The sequence below is a fragment of the Actinoallomurus sp. CA-150999 genome (assembly GCF_050942425.1).
GTDB lineage: Bacteria > Actinomycetota > Actinomycetes > Streptosporangiales > Streptosporangiaceae > Actinoallomurus.
This window is the reverse complement of record NZ_CP192063.1, coordinates 6,445,342-6,462,172: the sequence shown is the minus strand read 5'-3', so window position 1 is coordinate 6,462,172 and position 16,831 is coordinate 6,445,342. Positions and strand designations below refer to the sequence as shown.

Genomic DNA, 16,831 nt, shown 5'->3' with positions numbered 1-16,831 from the left:
CCTGCGGCGTAATTCCGTCAAACCCCCTTGGTGGATCGCTGCGGGATGATAGAGCCGGAGGTCCGCGTGGCGGCAAGCAGCGGCGAGGGCAAGGCGACCCGCGAAAGGCACGATGCGTCTCAACGCGCCGGGGAGCAGGGGCTCCTGTTCGGCGGGAGCGTGTCACCCCTGCCCGACGACGTCGGGTTCCGCGGTCCAACGGCATGCGCCGCGGCGGGCATCAGCTACCGCCAGCTCGACTACTGGGCGCGCACGGAGCTCGTGGTGCCCAGCGTGCGTTCCGCCCAAGGCTCGGGCTCCCAGCGCCTCTACAGCTTCCGCGACATCCTGGTGTTGAAGGTCGTGAAGCGATTGCTCGACACCGGCGTCTCGTTGCAACAGATCCGCACGGCGGTGGAGCACCTGCGCGACCGCGGGGTCCACGACCTGGCGCAGATCACTTTGATGAGCGACGGCGTGAGCGTCTATGAGTGCACGTCTCCCGACGAGGTCGTCGACCTCGTGCAGGGTGGCCAGGGGGTGTTCGGGATAGCGTTGGGCAGGGTGTGGCAGGAGGTCGAGGGCAGCCTCGCCGAGATGCCGTCCGAGCGTGCGCACGCGGGCGGGGACAGCCCGCACGACGAGCTGGCCCGCCGCCGAAGGGTCCGCAAGACCGGTTGAGGACGGGCTGAGATTGAGCGTCACGGAGCAGCAGGACGACAAGGAGTTCAAGCGGTCGCCGAGTCACTTCACCGACCGCATCACCGCCGATGGATCGTCGCCCTGGCCGGTCGAGCCCGGGAGATACCGCCTGGTGGTCAGCCGTGCCTGCCCCTGGGCGAGCCGGGCCGTGATCGTACGGCGGCTGCTGGGCCTGGAGGACGCCATCTCGATGGCGATCGTCGACCCGATTCAGGACGAGCGCAGCTGGCGGTTCACCCTCGACCCGGACGACCGTGATCCGGTCCTCGGCATCCGATTCCTGTCCGAGGCGTACCAGAAGGCCGAGCCGGGCTACGACGGCGGGGTGAGCGTCCCGGCGATCGTCGACGTCCCCAGCGGGCGGCTCGTGACCAACGACTACCAGCAGTTGACCCTTGACCTGTCCACCGAGTGGACCGCCCACAACCGGCCCGGCGCGCCGGAGCTGTACCCGGAGCGGCTCCGGGACGAGATCGACGCCGTCAACGAAGACGTCTTCCGTGACGTGAACAACGGCGTTTACCTGGCCGGCTTCACCCGGGACCAGGACGCCTACGAGCGGAGGTTCCGCCGCCTGTTCGACCGGCTCGACGCGCTGTCCGAACGGCTCGAGCGCCGGCGCTACCTCGTCGGCGACACGATCACCGAGGCCGACATCCGGCTGTTCGTCACGCTCGTACGGTTCGACGCCGTCTACCACGGCCACTTCAAATGCAACCGCACCAAGCTGACCGAGATGCCGGTGCTGTGGGCGTACGTCCGTGACCTGTTTCAGACGCCGGGCTTCGGGGACACGGTCGACTTCGACCACATCAAGCGGCACTACTACTACGTCCACCACGAGATCAACCCGAGCAGGATCGTCCCGCTCGGCCCGGATCTGCGCGGCTGGACGACCCCGCACGGCCGCGAGGAGCTGGGCGGCCGGCCTTTCGGCGATGGCACTCCGCCCGGCCCCGTCTCCGCCGCAGAGTGGGTGCCCACACTGGCGTGACGAGCGGCGCCCTCCAGGACGCGTTCTACGGCTGAACGGGTTCCGTGGAGGACGGCTGCATGATCGCTCACTGGGTCCGTGAGGCGGCGGCGGCGGGTGCCTCCACGGCTGACGGGGGTCCCGGCCGTGCGCGCGTCATGCCGACGCCGACGAGCACGACGGCCATCCCGGCGATGACGCGGAGGCTGAGGGGCTCGCTCAGGACGATCGCCCCGAGCGCCACCGAGACGACCGGCAGCAGGTACCCGACGGTGGCCGCGCTGGTCGCGCCGTCGTCCGCGATGAGCCGGTAGTTGAGATAGAAGGTCAGACCGGTGCTGAAGATCCCCAGGATGACCACGGCGATCAGGGCCTTCGCGTCCGCGTGGACCGGCGCGAAGCCGTCGACGGGCAGGGTGAGGACGCTCAGGCCCGTCGCCGCCATGAGCTGTGCCGCGGAGAGCGCGATGGGAGCGGTGCCCTTCCCGGTCAGCCTGCGCGCCATGTACGCGAAGGCGATCGCGTAGCTCGCCGCCGCGCCCAGCAGGGCGAACGAGCCACGGCTCACGAATCCGGCCGCGTGCCACGGAGCGAAGATCAGCAAGGTCCCCGCGAAGCCGAGGAGCAACCCGCCCAGGCGGACGGGGCGGAGCCCGTGCTCCGTGCCGATGGCGAGGCCCACCAGGAGGGACCACAGCGGCGTCGTCGCGTTCAGCACGCCGGCCACGCCCGAGCCGACGGTCTGCTCGCCGATCCCGAAGAGGAAGAACGGCAGGGCGTTACAGAAGAAGGCGGCCACGACGAGACGCCGCCACGTCCCGAAATCCCGGGGGAGACGCTGCCCCGCGGAACGGGCGAGGCACACGAGGACGGCCGACCCGAGTGCGGCGCGGACGACCGTGATCTGGACGGGGGTCAGCCCATGGTTCAGGGCGAGTTTGATCCAGAGAAAGCCCGATCCCCACAGCAGCGCGAGCACCGCCATGCGCACCAGAGAGCCGCGTCCGCCGATCACTGTGAGCCTCCATCCTCGGTCCGTTCCGCGGGAAACGTTGCCGGAGGCGACACGTAACGACAAGCGAAAGATTCTGCATGAACCGTTAAGCTCTCCTGCATGCTCGATGTTCGGCGCATGCTGATCCTCCGTACGGTCGTCACCACCGGCTCGGTGACCGCCGCCGCCGCGAATCTCGGGTACACGCCGTCGGCGGTCAGCCAGCAGGTGGCGGCGCTGTAGAAGCAGGCCGGGACGGCGCTGCTCGAGCGCGTCGGCCGAGGCGTACGGCCGACGGCGGCCGGCCGGTTGCTCACCGAGCACGCGGCGGTCATCGGCAGGCAGGTCGCCGAGGCGGAGACGGCACTGGCCGACCTGCGGGCCGGGCGGACCGGACGGCTGACGATCCATTACTTCGCCACCGCGGGCGCCACCCTCGTGGCGCCCGCGCTGGCGCGTTTCCGCCAGAGCACGCCGGGGGTGCGGGTCGACCTCACGATGACCGATCCGGAGGACCCGCTGCCGGAGGTGACGCGGGGCGAGGCCGACCTGGCGATCGTCGTACGCGCCCGGGACGCCCACCACGAAGGCGTTCACCTCGTCCACCTGCTGGACGACCCCTACCGGGCCGTCCTGCCCAAAGGGCATCGGCTCGCCACCCGGCGCGTCCTCGACCTGGCGGATCTCGCCGACGAGCCCTGGGTCGGCAGCGAGCGGCCGGGGCCCTGCCTCGACGTGCTGCTCGCCGGCTGCGCGGCGGCGGGCTTCAGCCCGGATGTCCTGGTCGAGAGCGAGGACTACGCCACCGCGCAGGGGTTCGTCGCCGCCGGTCTCGGGGTCAGCCTGATCCCGGCCCTGGGCTTGGCCAACCGCAATCCGGGCGTCGTCGTGCGCAAGGTCCGCGGCCCGGAGCCGGTGCGGGCCATCCACGCGGCGGTCCGGGAGACGTCCCTGGGCGCTCCCGCACTCAGCGGGATGCTGACCGCGCTGCGCGACGCGACGACGCGGTGAATACCGCTGAGGTGGACGCCGTTGCGGCGCCGGGTCAGATCGCCTCTTTGCGCTGGAGGTAGGACAGCGACGCCCAGCCGGGCAGGACCGGCAGCCAGAACGTGTGCAGTCGGAACAGCAGCACCGCAGACGTCGCGGTCCCGGCCGGCAGCCCGGCGAGGGTCAGCCCCAGCGACAGAGCGCCCTCCACGGCACCCAGGCCGCCCGGCGTCGGCGCGGCCGAGCCGAGGGCGTTGCCGGTGAGGAAGACCACCGCGACCGTCGTCAGGCTCAGCGAACCGCCGAACGCGCGGATCGACGCGTCCAGGCAGAGCACGAACGCCAACGTGAGCAGGATCGTGCCGCCCATGCCGGTCGCGAGTTTCTTGGGTGACTGCAGAACGTCGAGCAGGCGGGGGAGCACCCCGGAGAACATCGAACGCATCCGCGAGGTGACGAGCCTGCGCAGAGGCCCGATCGACAGCACGAGGATCGCCAGCACGGCCGCCGCGAGCAGCGAGACGATGATGATCCGGGACGGCGGGAGCGACGGGCTGTTGTTGTCACTGCCCGTGATGTATCCGAACAGCGCCAGCATCGTGATGTGAAAGACCATCCCCGTCAGCTGGGAGGCCCCGACGCTCGCCGCCGCCTGCCCGGCGGGCACGCCCGCCCGCTGGAGGTAGCGCGTGTTCACGGCGATGCCGCCGACCGCGGCGGGCGCCACGAGCTTGACGAACGACGCGACGAGCTGCACCAGCACCGTACGGCCCAGCGGCAGCCGCTCGGGCACGAAGCCGATCAGCATGAGGGCCGCCGCCAGATAACTGACCGCCGAGGTCAGCGCGCCGACCGCGAACCAGCGCAGGTCGGCGTGGGCCACGAGATCGGGCAGGTTGACGTTGCCCAACTGCGACAGGAGGAGGTACGCGCCGACGGTTCCGGCGAGCACGCTGACGAGTGTGCGCAGCCGGAACCGGTCGAGGTGCAACGGCTGGGCGGCCGTCACGAGCTCCGGCCGCAGGACGCGGATCTGTTCGCGGATCCGGCTGAGCAGTTTCCTGTCCCGGTGCAGGGCGTTCCTCGTCGACCGGGCGAGCGCGACGTTCTGCAGCAGTGGCACGGCGGCGCCCAGGGCGTCGGCGCCGAGCACGTCGGCGGCGGTGCGCACGGCCCGCTCGGCGCCGACGCGCAGGGCGAGTTCGGTCAGCAACTGCGCCAGGTCGATGCGGAGGACGAGGTCGCCGGCGGCGGTCTCTCCGGCCCGCAGGTCGACGAGGTACGGGCGTCCGGCCTCGCCGACGAGGACGCTTTCCCCGGCCAGCCGGCGGTGGGCGAGGCGCCGGTCCTGCAGGAGTTTCAGCTGGGCCCAGATCGCGGTGAGCAGCTCGTCGGTCAGCTCCTCGTCCGGCACGTCGGCGAGGAGCCGTCCGGGGACGTGTTCGTAGGCGAGCAGCGCGGCCTCACTGCCGACCTCCGACGTCGCCAGCAGCCCCGGGGTCGAGGCGCCCGCCGCCGCGATGGCGTAGGCCATCAGCGACTCCTGCTCCAGCGAGCGCCGCAGCGACCGGATCGTCCGCGGCGGCGTCCCGCCCCGCAGCCGCACCCGCCGCCACAGGCGGTAGAGCAGTCCCGCCGTCTGCTGATCGCGGTCGAGCACGGTGACGGCGATGGCCCGCCCGTCGGCGAGCGTCGCGGTGTACCGGCGGGTGTCCTCGGGGCCGTCGTCGGCGCGCGCGGCGCGGACCGGCGCGAGGCCGACCCGCCGGAGCGCGGCCACCACGGCGTCGCCGGGCGGCCGGATGTTGGGCGATCCCACCGCGTACAGGGTGGCGTAGCCGACGGCGCGGCCGATGAGGTACGTGGTCAGCACCGCGAGCGGCGTGATGCCGCCGGTCGCCAGCGATGCGACGGCGTCCAGGCCGATCACGGCCCACGTCACGAGCTGCCAGCGGGTACGGCCGCCCAGCCCCACGGCGGTGACGTAGGCGATCACGGGCGTGATGTCGATGTGCGCCGGACCGGGGAACCACCCGCCGTGCCGCTTCCACGTCAGGTACCACGCCAGGTCGCGCATGCCCGCCGCGGTGATCCACGAGTCGAGGGTGAGGGAGACGCCCAGAGCGACCACCGCGGCGAGGACGCCGATCGCCACCCGCAGACCGTTCCGCCGGATGACGCGGTCCACGCCGAAGGCGACGGGTACGGCGAGGACGCCGATTCCCGAGGCGAGGTTGGCGAGGGTGAGGAGCAGGTGCGGCGCGCGCTCGGTGCCGCTGGCGATGTCGGAGGCCAGTCCGCTGGTCGTGTGCCGGGCGACGTGGGCCAGCAGCAGGATGAGCGCGATGACGCTCACCGACAGCAGGAAGCGGATCGCGTCCGACGGCCGCCGGATCCGCCGGGGCAGCGACGGCTCGTCGACCCGGACGCCGACGTCCCGCCCGTCGGGCGGGACCCATGAGGTCCGCTCGTCCACCGGGGCGGCTGAGGTCTGCTGGTCGGCCGGGGCGTCGGCGGCCGGCCCAGCGCCAGGGTTCTCCGTGGGCGTCTCGTCGTCCGGGGCCTCCGTGGTGGGCCGGGCCGCCGGGATCTCCGCCGCGGTCTGGGAGACAGGGCGGTCCCGAGGCGGTTCCGCGGCCGTCTCGGTGGCGGGCGGTGGGGGAGGGTTTCCCTGAACGGCGCGGTCGGGGCCGGGGCGCCGGCCGGGGGATTCGTTCACGGACACGCAGTGAATCCTCCCAGCCCATCGCCGGGAACGTGCGGGAGGTGTCCGTTGTGTCGCCCGATCGACGCCTCGGCGAGAACGCGGATCAGATCCCGAGCCGGGCCGCGATGCCGTCCAGGACGCATTCCAGGCCGAATTCGAACTGCCACTGCGAGTCGTCCTCGTTGGAGCCTTCGATGATGTAACGGGTGAGCGTCGGATAACGTTCGGTGCCGATCAGCCACCGGACGTACGGCAGGTAGGCGATCCTCGCCTCTTCCTCTGATGACCAGCCGCTCGTCCGCATGGCCTCCCGCCGGACCACCTCGTCGGCCGTCGCCCCGCGTACGAAGGCGTTGACGGTGCCGAACACGGCCATCATCGTGTCGACGTCGAGACCGAGCCCGTCGAGTGAGCGGAGCATGCCTTCGACGCGCTCGGCCAGGTTCGGCGTGAGCACGTGGGGCGTGCGCGCGAGCGCCGCGGTCAGCCAGTGGTGCCGCAGGCCGACGGCGCGGAGTCGGCCGGCGAAGCCTCGTGCGAGCTCTCTCCAGCCGGTGCCCTGAGGGATCTCGATCTCGGCTGCCACCGCGTCGATCATGAGCTCGAGCACGTCGTCCTTGCTCGCGACGTACCGGTACAGCGCCATGGTCGCGACGCCCAGGCGCTCGGCCAGCCGCCGCATCGAGACCGCGTCGAGCCCCTGCTCGTCGGCGATCTCCACTCCGGCGCGCGCGATCTGGTCGTGGGTCAGCGCGGGCCGGGGACCGCGGGCGGGGCGTTCGAGGCGCTCCCAGATGGTCACGCGCGCTTCCGGTGCCGTGCCGCCGTCCTCCGCCGTCATCAGGCCCCTTCCCGCAGGTCAATGTGCGTACATCGTATCAGCTATTGTACGGTGTACGCAGATGTGCGTACGATGTACACGTCTCGTGTACGACGTACGCTGTTTTAGAACGGGGTGACGAATGAGCGATTTGGAGATCGCGGTCTGGGCCGAGGGGCTGCGCAAGCGGTTCGGCCGGACCGAGGCCCTGCGAGGGCTCGACCTGGAGGTGGCACGCGGCACCGTCTGCGGGCTTCTCGGGCCGAACGGCGCGGGCAAGAGCACCGCGGTGCGCGTGCTGACCACCCTCGCCCTCCCGGACGAGGGGCAGGCCCGGGTGGCCGGATACGACGTCGTCCGCGACGCCGACGAGGTGCGCTTCCGTATCGGCCTGGCCGGCCAGCACGCCTCGATGGACGACAAACTCAGCGGTCGGGACAACCTGCGGATGTTCGGCCGTCTCTATCACCTGCCCGAGCGCGTCGCCCGGGCCAGGGCGGACGAGCTCCTCGAGCGGTTCGGCCTGGCACACGCCGCCGACCGGGTCGTGGGGACCTACTCCGGCGGCATGCGGCGTCGCATCGACCTGATCGCCAGCCTGATCGTCGCCCCGCCGGTGCTGTTCCTCGACGAGCCGACCACCGGGCTGGATCCGCGCAGCCGCGGCGAGATCTGGGACACCGTCCGCGAGCTCGTCGCGGGCGGGACGACGGTCGTGCTGACGACGCAGTACCTCGACGAGGCCGACCAGCTCGCCGACCGGATCGCGGTGATCGACCACGGACAGGTGATCGCCTCCGGCACCCCCGACGAGCTGAAGGCCACGATCGGCACCCGCGTCGACGTCGTCGTCCGCGACGCGGCGACCCTCGACACGGCCGCGACGGTGCTGAGGAGGACCGCCGGCACCGAGCCCGAGGTCGACCACGCCAACCGGAAGGTCGGGGTCCCCGTCAAGGGCTCGGTGTCCTTCACCGACATGGTGCTCGAACTGGACCGGGCCGGCGTCGCGGCCGAGGACGTCGCCATGCGCCGCCCGACGCTCGACGAGGTGTTCCTCCGTCTGACCGGCGCTCCCACGGCCGAGGAGGTGGCGGCATGAGCGGGGCAGACAGCGCGAGCGTCCTGCGGTTGCCGACGCGGCCCGCGTCCGTCACCGGGCGGCTCCGGTGGGCGCTCGCCGACGGGCGCACGATCGTGCGGCGGAACCTCGCACACCTGAAGTCGCAGCCGGGAGAGCTGATCGCCGAGCTGGTGTTCCCGGCGGTCATGGTGGTGATGTTCGGCTACGTGTTCGGCAGCGCCATCCCGATCCCGGGCGGAGGGAACTACCGCGAGTACCTCATGCCCGGCCTATTCGGGATGACCGCGTTCACGGGCGTGCTGGCCACCTCGATGGTGGTCGCCCAGGACGCCGGCCGCGGTGTCATGGACCGGTTCCGGTCCATGCCGATGGCACGGTCGGCGGTGCCGTTCGGGCAGACGGGCGCGGACATCATCACCGGCGCCCTCGGCATGGTGGTCATGGTCGCCTGCGGTTTCGCCGTCGGCTGGCGCCCGCACGAGGGGCCGGTCCGGACGCTGACCGCCTTCGCCCTGCTGGTCCTGATGCGGTACGCGATCAGCTGGGGCGGTGTGCTCCTCGGACTGCTGCTCAAGGAGGAGACGCTGGACAATCTCGTCCCGCTGATCTTCCCGATCACGATGGTGTCCAACTCGTTCGTGCCGACCGCGGGCATGCCGGCATGGCTGCGCGCCATCGCCGACTGGAACCCGGTCAGTGCGATCGTCGCCGCGTGCCGGGATCTGTTCGGCAACCCCGGCGCGCCCGGGAGCGCCCACCTCGTGTGGCCCCTCCGTCACCCGGTGACCGCCACCCTGCTGTGGTCGGCGGCCCTGCTGCTCGTCTTCGTCCCGGCGGCGGTACACCGCTATCGGACGGTGAACCGCTGACGGGTCGGCGGAGCGGGTGCCCCCCTGCTGGATCGCCCCGGACCGGTGGGGGCCACGGCCGGCCTCGACGACCTCCTCGCAGGCGCGGAGACCACCCGGGCGGCCCAGGTGATCGAGTAGTGCGGCATAACGAGGGGCCCCGGGACGGCATCGGTGCCGGTCACGAGGGCGTCGACGGGGCGGACCGGGACATCCCCATCGCGTTCGGGAAGGGCACGGCGCCGGCCTCGACGATCCGCCGCGCCAGCGGGCGGAGGAGGTCGGCCAGCCGGGCCGCGCCGTCCCGGCCGAGGGCGTCCAGCGGCGGACCGGCGAGCCGGTCGGTGGTGTCCTCGATCGCCCGCCGGTGCGTACGGCCCTCGGCGGTGAGAGCGCCGTCGGCGTCGAGGAGGCCCCGGTCCCGCAGCCGGTCGGCGGCCGTCGTCCACTCCTGTTCGGTCCAGCCGCGAAAGTAACGCTGCTCGGGCGGGGTGAGGCCGAGTGCGCCCGCGACGACGTTCGCCTCGCAGCCGTCGAGCCCGGCGGTGAGCAGGGCGGCGACGTGCCCGTCCCCGCGGAACTCCCGGAGCGCGGTGACGGCGTGCCACAGCGCCAGGTGCGGCTCGGCGGGCCGGGGCAGGGCGGCGTGCGCCGCGAACAGGACGCGGCCCGGGGCCGGTGCCGCCTCCACCGCCCGTCCGGCCAGGGCCGCGGCCTCCGCGACGTCTGGCGAGTCCAACAGGTCACCGAGCAGGCGGCGCAGGGACCGGTCCACGACGGCCGTCCGGGCGGCCAGGACGGTCTCGGGCGAGGAGTAGCGCCAGGCGTCGGGGATCGCGCGGGCGACCATGCGCGGCGCGAAGTTGTAGAACGCGGCCGTGACGACCTCGGGGGAGGGCGCGCCCAGGGCCGCCGACCGGGAGGCGAAGTAGCCCATCCAGAAACCCTTGAGACCCGCGTCGGCGTACGCCGCCTTGGCCTCCGGCGCGAAGTAGACGAACGCGTGACAACACTCGATCAGCCGCCAGGTCTCGTCCATCGGACCCTCCTCGTCGCCGTCGCCGGGCCGCCCATCGTCGCACGGGACGACGGATTGATCTTCGGGGAGCCGGGTTCGCGGCGACGGGCGACGCCTCCGGTAGGGTGGAACCGCCGTCGACCTCGTACGGGAGAGACTTCGCACAGCGTGGTGCGGGGCGCCGAAGGAGCAACCCTCCCCGGAACCTCTCAGGCAAAAGGACCGTACGAGTGAGGCACCTCTGGAAAGCAGGACGGCGATCCACGCCGGGCCTCACCGAAGGTGCAAGCCGCGCTCCGGCGCGGTGAAGCTCTCAGGTTCACTGACAGAGGGGGAGACCGGCCACCGGCCTGCCCGGTGGTGTGGTTGCGCACCCATCGCACCAGGAGGCTCCCCAATGACCGAGGTCCCCTTCGCCGATCGGCACATCGGGCCGTCGCGCGGCGACCGCGCCGAGATGGCCAAGGCCGTCGGCTTTCCGAGTGTCAAAGCCCTCGTCGACGCCGCCGTGCCCACGGTGATCCGCACCGACCGTCCGCTGGATCTGCCGCCGGCGCTCACCGAGGTGCGGGCGCTGGCCCGGCTGCGTGAGCTGGCCTCGGAGAACCAGGTCCTCACCTCGATGATCGGGCTGGGCTACCACGGCACGGTCACGCCCGGGGTGATCCTCCGGAACGTCCTGGAGAATCCCGGCTGGTACACCGCCTACACGCCGTACCAGCCGGAGATCTCCCAGGGCCGCCTCGAGGCGCTGCTGAACTTCCAGACCGTCGTGAGCGACCTGACGGGGCTGCCGGTCGCGAACGCCTCGCTGCTCGACGAGGGCACCGCGGCGGCCGAGGCGATGACCCTCGCGCACCGGGCCGCCAAGGCCGGGGACACCTTCCTGATCGACGCCGACGCGCTGCCGCAGACGATCGAGGTCATCCGCACACGGGCGCTGCCGCTCGGCATCGACGTCGTGGTCGCCGACCTGTCCGAGGGGCTGCCGGCCGGCGAGTTCTTCGGCGTCCTGCTGCAGTACCCCGGCGCGAGCGGCGCCGTGCGCGACCTGTCGGCCGTGACGGCGGCCGCGCACGAGCGCGGCGCGCAGGTCGTCGTGTCCGCCGACCTGCTGGCGCTGACGTTGCTCACGCCGCCGGGGGAGTTCGGCGCGGACATCGCGGTCGGGACGTCGCAGCGGTTCGGCGTGCCGTACGGCTTCGGCGGCCCGCATGCCGGCTACATGGCCGTGCGCGAGGGCCTGCAGCGGCAGCTGCCCGGACGTCTCGTCGGCGTGTCCGTCGACGTGGACGGCGACCCGGCCTACCGCCTGGCGCTGCAGACGCGCGAGCAGCACATCCGCCGCGAGAAGGCCACGAGCAACATCTGCACCGCTCAGGTGCTGCTGGCCGTGATGGCGAGCATGTACGCGGTCTACCACGGCCCGGAGGGACTCCGGGGCATCGCCGAACGGGTCCACGAGCAGGCCGTACGCCTCGCGGGCGGCCTCGCCGCGGTCGGCGCCGAGATCGTCCACGAGACCTTCTTCGACACCGTGCTCGCCCGTGTCCCCGGCCGCGCCGAGGAGGTCGTACGGCGGGCGCGCGAGGGCGGGATCAACCTGCGCCTCGTGGACGCCGACCACGTGGGGATCGCCTGCGACGAGACCACGACGGACGAGCACGTCGCCGCGGTGTGGCGGGCGTTCGGCCTGGCCGGCAACGAGGCCCTGTCCGTCCACGCGGGGGCCGCGCTGCCTCCGGCCGTCCGCCGGGAGAGCGGCTACCTGACGCACCCGGTCTTCCACGCGCACCGCTCGGAGACGGCGATGCTGCGGTACCTGCGCCGCCTGCAGGACAAGGACATCGCGCTGGACCGCTCGATGATCCCGCTGGGCTCGTGCACGATGAAGCTCAACGCGACCACCGAGATGGAGCCCATCACCTGGCCGGAGTTCGCGCAGATCCACCCGTTCGCGCCGTTGGAGCAGGCGCGCGGCTACGTCCGGCTGATCGAGGAGCTGGAGACCTGGCTCGCGGAGATCACCGGCTACGCCAAGGTCTCGGTGCAGCCGAACGCCGGCTCCCAGGGTGAGCTGGCCGGCCTGCTCGCCGTGCACGGCTACCACGCCGCCCGCGGCGAGGGCCACCGGAACGTCTGCCTCATCCCGTCCTCGGCGCACGGCACCAACGCCGCCAGCGCGGTCATGGCCGGGATGCGCGTGGTCGTCGTCAAGAGCACCGACCACGGCGACATCGACCTCGACGACCTGCACGCCAAGATCGACAAGCACCGCGACCAGCTCGCCGCGATCATGGTCACGTACCCCTCGACGCACGGCATCTACGAGGAGACCATCACCGAGGTCTGCAAGAGCGTGCACGACGCGGGCGGGCAGGTGTACGTCGACGGCGCCAACCTCAACGCCCTGGTCGGCCTGGCCCGGCTCGGGGAGTTCGGCGCGGACGTCTCCCACCTGAACCTGCACAAGACCTTCTGCATCCCGCACGGCGGCGGCGGTCCCGGCGTCGGCCCGGTGGGGGTGCGCGAGCACCTGGTGCCGTTCCTGCCCAACCACCCGCTACGTCCGGAGGCGGGCCCGGAGACGGGCAGCGGCCCGATCTCCGCCGCGCCCTGGGGCTCGGCGGGCATCCTGCCGATCTCCTGGACCTACATCGCGATGATGGGCGCCGACGGGCTGCGCGCGGCGACGGAGACGGCGGTGCTGGCCGCCAACTACGTGGCCAAGCGCCTGTCCGACCACTACCCGGTGCTCTACACCGGCCGGGGCGGCCTGGTCGCGCACGAGTGCATCATCGACCTCCGCAGGATCGCCAAGGACACGACGATCACGGCGGAGGACGTCGCCAAGCGGCTCATCGACTACGGCCTGCACGCGCCGACCCTGGCCTTCCCGGTCGCGGGCACGCTGATGATCGAGCCTACGGAGAGCGAGGACCTGGCCGAGCTCGACCGCTTCTGCGACGCGATGATCCAGATCCGCCAGGAGATCGAGCGGGTGGTGGCGGGGGAGTACGACGCCGACGACAACCCGCTGAAGAACGCCCCGCACACCGCCGCGTCGCTGCTCACCACGGACTGGAAGCACTCCTACGGCCGGGAGGACGCGGCGTACCCGCTGGCCGCTCTCCGGGAGAACAAGTACTGGCCGCCGGTGCGCCGCATCGACCAGGCGTACGGCGACCGCAACCTGGTGTGCTCCTGCCCGCCGCCGGAGGCGTTCGAGTCCTGAGGCCGGGCCGCTGAACGACGGCGGGACCGCGGGTTCGCCCCGCGGTCCCGCCGTCTCATCGTGCCGTCAGATGCTCTTCTTCGTGGTGCACCAGTGGTCCTTCTTCTTCGGGATGTCGAAGATGAACTTGACGTGGTAGTACCCGAACGACCGGCCGTACTGCTGCGAGTGGAAGCCGTGGACCTTGTTGTCGGACACGGCCTTCCCGGTGGAGTACTTCTCGTCGTTGGGAAGCCCGCCCTCGTCTCGGACCTGGATGTCGTTGGCCTTGCGCGTCCCGTAGCCCTTGAGCTTGATCCGGTAGTCGACCTGGTAGATCCCCCAGCTGGCCTTGTAGACGTAGAGGGTTCCCTTATCGCCCTGCTTGCTCGTGCAGCTGACGGTGACGGGCTTGACCTTGGCTGCGGCTTGGGCGGTCCCGCCAAGGCTCACCGTGGCCAGGCCGATGAAGGCCGCCGTTGCGACGAGCGCGGTCTTGCGAAGGGTGAGGCGCACTGCGTTGCTCCTTGATCTTGTTGCTTCGAGCAAAGATCAACTCTGCTGAGCCGGGTGTACCGGGACAAGAGCCTCAGGTCCCCATCACGGCCCCTCGCGATAGGGCTGAGGACCCGGTGAGCTCCCTGACCGAGGAGGTCGTGGTCGCGGAGTTTCGGAGTCGAAGAGGAGCTGCTCCTCTGATCAGGGATCGCTCCCTACCCCGCGATCGGCCGCGGACCCGAGGTCCGGCGGGCCACCTGTTCGTGTCAGCGATGAGTTTTCCGGCTCGCCGTGGTCTAACGTGGGTGACCTGCGAACCCGCAGGTCAAGGACGACATGTCGGGTATCGGACCGCATTTTGGGCGACGCCAGGGCGCTCGGGGTGCGGAGAGGAGTGACCATGAGCGGCGTACGCGTACTCGTCGGCACGCGCAAGGGCGCGTTCATCCTGACCTCGGACGGCCGACGGGAGGACTGGGAGATCAGCGGGCCGCACTTCGGCGGCTGGGAGATCTACCATCTCACCGGTTCTCCGGCCGACCCGTCACGGCTGTACGCCTCGCAGTCCACCGGCTGGTTCGGGCAGCTGATCCAGCGGTCCGACGACGGCGGCCGGACCTGGGAGGCGGTGGGCAACCGGTTCGAGTACGACGGCGTCCCCGGCACCCACCAGTGGTACGACGGCACGCCGCATCCCTGGGAGTTCGCGCGGGTCTGGCACCTGGAGCCGTCGCCGGCCGATCCCGACACGGTCTATGCCGGGGTCGAGGACGCGGCGCTGTTCCGGTCGACGGACGGCGGTCAGAGCTGGCAGGAGCTGCCGGGCCTGCGCGGGCACGGCTCGGGGCCGTCCTGGCAGCCGGGCGCGGGCGGGATGTGCCTGCACACGATCATCCTCGACCCGGCCGACGCGCGGCGGATGTTCGTGGCGATCTCGGCCGCGGGCGCGTTCCGCACCGACGACGGCGGCGAGACCTGGCGGCCGATCAACCGCGGCCTGCGCTCCGAGGGCATCCCGGACCCCGACGCCGAGGTAGGCCACTGCGTCCACCGCCTCGCGATGCACCCGTCGCGGCCGGAGACCGTCTACATGCAGAAACACTGGGACGTCATGCGGACCGACGACGCCGGCGACTCCTGGCACGAGGTCAGCGGCGACCTGCCGACCGACTTCGGCTTCCCCATCGCGGTGCACGCCCACGAGCCGGACACCGTCTACGTCGTCCCGATCAAGAGCGACTCCGAGCACTACCCGCCGGAGGCGCGGCTGCGCGTCTACCGCAGCCGTACGGGCGGGAACGACTGGGAGCCGCTCACGAAGGGGCTCCCGCAGCGCGACTGCTACGTCAACGTGCTGCGAGACGCCATGGCCGTCGACGCGCTCGACTCCTGCGGTGTCTACTTCGGCACGACCGGCGGGCAGGTGTACGTCTCGGCCGACGCCGGCGACACGTGGGCGCCCATCGTCCGGGACCTCCCGGCCGTCCTGTCCGTCGAAGTCCAGACGCTGTCGTGATCCGCGTCGTACCGCCGGCGCACCTCAAGGTCCTCGCCCAGGTGCACGGCGAGGTGGAGCTCGACGTGCCCGCGCCGGCCACGCCGGGCTCCGTCCTCGACGCGCTGGAGGCCCGCTACCCGGTGCTGCGCGGCACGATCCGTGACCACGGCACGCAGCGGCGCCGGGCGTTCGTCCGGTTCTACGCCTGCGAACAGGACCTGTCCCACGAGCCGCCCGACACGCCACTGCCCGAGCCGGTCGCGACCGGAGCCGAGCCGTTCATGATCATCGGTGCCATGGCGGGCGGGTGACGGCCGGAGGTCAGGCCATGCCCGCGAGCTTGTAGAGCACCAGGGACCCGGCGACGGCGACGTTCAGGCTCGCGCCCGTCCCGATCATCGGGATCTCGACCACCTCGTCCAGCAGATCGAGAGCCTCGGGCGGGATCCCGCTCTGCTCGTGGCCCAGCACGAGCACCGTACGGTCGCGCGCCATCGGCAGGTCGGCCAGCCGTACGGCGCCCTCGGCCAACTCGACCCCGAGGACCCGGGCGCCGTCGCGGCCGCGCTCGGCCAGCCAGCGGCACGGGTCGTTCACCCAGTGCACGCAGCTGCCGGTCCGCAGCGTGTTGCCGCGGCGGAGCGCCTCGGGCACCCAGGGCCACCGCGGCACGGCCAGGCACGCCCCGACCGCGTCGCAGGTGCGGAGCAGCGTGCCGAGGTTCGCGCCGTGCAGCGGCCACAGCGGAGCCGCGATCAGGTGGTCCCAGCAGCGGTGCGCGCGCCGCCGCCGGGCGGCGCGCAGGTCTCGGCGGGAGCGGACCCGGATCGCCCGGCCTGCGGGCGTCTCCTGGCTCACCTCGTACGGGCGGGGACGCCCTTCGCGAGAATCGTCATGTGCGGCGCCCTTTCGCGGCGGGCGCGGGCCATCGACGTGCCCGGCGATCGACCGGGCGGTTGACGCCGATCGTACTCCGGTCGATGCCCGTGGGGGAGGCCAGAGGGGGCCAGGACGAGCTCCAGGGGATCAGGCGTGCCGTCGCACCGAGGTCGTATCGCTCGTCAGGGGCGATCCGTTCGCTGCCACGGGCAGGAGGTCGGGCACACGGGCACCGTCGCCGTCGACCAGGACCGAGTGCGTCTCGCCCGCCTCGAAGGCGTGGCGTTCGCCCCATTGCCGCAGCGTGACGATCACGGGGAAGAGGTCCTTGCCCGCTTCGGTGAGCGCGTACAGCCTGCGTCTGCCCGAAGGGGCGTCGACCTGGGTGAGCAGGCCGCGGGTGGTGAGCTTGCGGAGCCGTTCGGTGAGGATGTTGCGGGCGATGCCGGTGCGCTGCTGGAAGTCGGTGAACGAACGGGCGCCGTCCATCGCGTCGCGGATGATGAGCAGGCTCCACCGGTCACCGACCAGGTCGACCGTGCGGGCGACCGGGCAGCTCGGGTCCGTCCACGCGGGGCTCTGCCCGCCGGTGTCGTCGCCTGCCATCACCCCTCCAATGAGTTGCTT

Annotated in this window: 16 protein-coding genes and 1 riboswitch; of the genes, 9 read left to right on the top strand and 7 right to left on the bottom strand. The window is 71.8% G+C overall.

All coding sequences use genetic code 11. From position 1 onward, the window contains the following. Positions 1-66 precede the first annotated feature (66 nt). Together ACQP2O_RS29950 and ACQP2O_RS29945 are read left to right on the top strand one after the other, a co-directional pair. Positions 67-660 (top strand): MerR family transcriptional regulator, encoded by a 594-nt coding sequence (locus ACQP2O_RS29950; RefSeq protein ID WP_433170802.1) that lies wholly within the window; start codon positions 67-69, stop codon positions 658-660. Positions 661-673: 13 nt separating this feature from the next. Further along, positions 674-1,675, top strand: coding sequence for a glutathione S-transferase family protein (locus ACQP2O_RS29945; RefSeq protein ID WP_433170800.1), 1,002 nt, complete (start codon positions 674-676; stop codon positions 1,673-1,675). A 67-nt stretch (positions 1,676-1,742) separates the two neighbouring features. On the opposite strand, the gene ACQP2O_RS29940 is transcribed toward ACQP2O_RS29945, so the two are convergent. Further along, positions 1,743-2,669, bottom strand: coding sequence for a DMT family transporter (locus tag ACQP2O_RS29940; RefSeq protein WP_433170798.1), 927 nt, complete (start codon positions 2,667-2,669; stop codon positions 1,743-1,745). A gap of 99 nt (positions 2,670-2,768) precedes the next feature. Here ACQP2O_RS29940 and ACQP2O_RS29935 point away from each other — a divergent pair, with 99 nt between their 5' ends. Together ACQP2O_RS29935 and ACQP2O_RS29930 are read left to right on the top strand one after the other, a co-directional pair. After that, complete coding sequence (locus tag ACQP2O_RS29935) at positions 2,769-2,891, top strand: LysR family transcriptional regulator (RefSeq protein ID WP_433170796.1); 123 nt, start codon at positions 2,769-2,771, stop codon at positions 2,889-2,891. Between the two features lie 66 nt (positions 2,892-2,957). After that, on the top strand, positions 2,958-3,659 hold the full coding sequence (locus ACQP2O_RS29930) for a LysR substrate-binding domain-containing protein (RefSeq protein WP_433170794.1): 702 nt from the start codon (positions 2,958-2,960) through the stop codon (positions 3,657-3,659). A 34-nt stretch (positions 3,660-3,693) separates the two neighbouring features. On the opposite strand, the gene ACQP2O_RS29925 is transcribed toward ACQP2O_RS29930, so the two are convergent. Together ACQP2O_RS29925 and ACQP2O_RS29920 are read right to left on the bottom strand one after the other, a co-directional pair. Further along, the gene (locus ACQP2O_RS29925; protein ID WP_433170792.1) at positions 3,694-6,363 is read right to left on the bottom strand and encodes a flippase-like domain-containing protein; all 2,670 of its coding nucleotides are present in this window, start codon (positions 6,361-6,363) and stop codon (positions 3,694-3,696) included. A gap of 85 nt (positions 6,364-6,448) precedes the next feature. Further along, the gene (locus tag ACQP2O_RS29920; protein WP_433170790.1) at positions 6,449-7,186 is read right to left on the bottom strand and encodes a TetR/AcrR family transcriptional regulator; all 738 of its coding nucleotides are present in this window, start codon (positions 7,184-7,186) and stop codon (positions 6,449-6,451) included. A 121-nt stretch (positions 7,187-7,307) separates the two neighbouring features. Here ACQP2O_RS29920 and ACQP2O_RS29915 point away from each other — a divergent pair, with 121 nt between their 5' ends. Further along, positions 7,308-8,267, top strand: coding sequence for an ATP-binding cassette domain-containing protein (locus ACQP2O_RS29915; RefSeq protein WP_433170788.1), 960 nt, complete (start codon positions 7,308-7,310; stop codon positions 8,265-8,267). Then, positions 8,264-9,118 carry an ABC transporter permease gene (locus tag ACQP2O_RS29910; RefSeq protein ID WP_433170786.1) on the top strand — a complete coding sequence of 285 codons (855 nt, stop codon included), beginning with the start codon at positions 8,264-8,266 and terminating at the stop codon, positions 9,116-9,118. Before ACQP2O_RS29915 ends, ACQP2O_RS29910 begins: the two co-directional genes overlap by 4 nt. 160 nt (positions 9,119-9,278) lie before the next feature. On the opposite strand, the gene ACQP2O_RS29905 is transcribed toward ACQP2O_RS29910, so the two are convergent. Next, positions 9,279-10,136 (bottom strand): SCO6745 family protein, encoded by an 858-nt coding sequence (locus tag ACQP2O_RS29905; RefSeq protein WP_433170784.1) that lies wholly within the window; start codon positions 10,134-10,136, stop codon positions 9,279-9,281. A gap of 117 nt (positions 10,137-10,253) precedes the next feature. Next, a riboswitch (glycine riboswitch) is annotated at positions 10,254-10,350 on the top strand. Positions 10,351-10,512: 162 nt separating this feature from the next. Here ACQP2O_RS29905 and gcvP point away from each other — a divergent pair. Beyond that, complete coding sequence (gcvP, locus tag ACQP2O_RS29900; RefSeq protein ID WP_433170782.1) at positions 10,513-13,350, top strand: aminomethyl-transferring glycine dehydrogenase; 2,838 nt, start codon at positions 10,513-10,515, stop codon at positions 13,348-13,350. A 66-nt stretch (positions 13,351-13,416) separates the two neighbouring features. Here the strand turns inward: gcvP and ACQP2O_RS29895 are convergent, their stop codons facing one another. Further along, the gene (locus ACQP2O_RS29895; protein WP_433170780.1) at positions 13,417-13,845 is read right to left on the bottom strand and encodes a hypothetical protein; all 429 of its coding nucleotides are present in this window, start codon (positions 13,843-13,845) and stop codon (positions 13,417-13,419) included. 382 nt (positions 13,846-14,227) lie between these two features. On the opposite strand from ACQP2O_RS29895, the gene ACQP2O_RS29890 reads away from it, so the two are divergent. Next, positions 14,228-15,343, top strand: a complete 1,116-nt coding sequence (locus ACQP2O_RS29890; protein WP_433170778.1) for a WD40/YVTN/BNR-like repeat-containing protein — start codon at positions 14,228-14,230, stop codon at positions 15,341-15,343. Then, positions 15,340-15,636, top strand: coding sequence for a MoaD/ThiS family protein (locus ACQP2O_RS29885; RefSeq protein ID WP_433170776.1), 297 nt, complete (start codon positions 15,340-15,342; stop codon positions 15,634-15,636). The genes ACQP2O_RS29890 and ACQP2O_RS29885 overlap by 4 nt, the downstream gene beginning before the upstream one ends. Positions 15,637-15,646: 10 nt before the next feature. Here ACQP2O_RS29885 and ACQP2O_RS29880 read toward each other — a convergent pair whose 3' ends face one another. Both ACQP2O_RS29880 and ACQP2O_RS29875 read right to left on the bottom strand, forming a co-directional pair. Next, positions 15,647-16,183, bottom strand: coding sequence for a TrmH family RNA methyltransferase (locus ACQP2O_RS29880; RefSeq protein ID WP_433170774.1), 537 nt, complete (start codon positions 16,181-16,183; stop codon positions 15,647-15,649). Positions 16,184-16,351: 168 nt separating this feature from the next. Further along, complete coding sequence (locus tag ACQP2O_RS29875) at positions 16,352-16,810, bottom strand: winged helix-turn-helix transcriptional regulator (RefSeq protein WP_433170772.1); 459 nt, start codon at positions 16,808-16,810, stop codon at positions 16,352-16,354. Between the last annotated feature and the right edge of the window lie 21 nt (positions 16,811-16,831).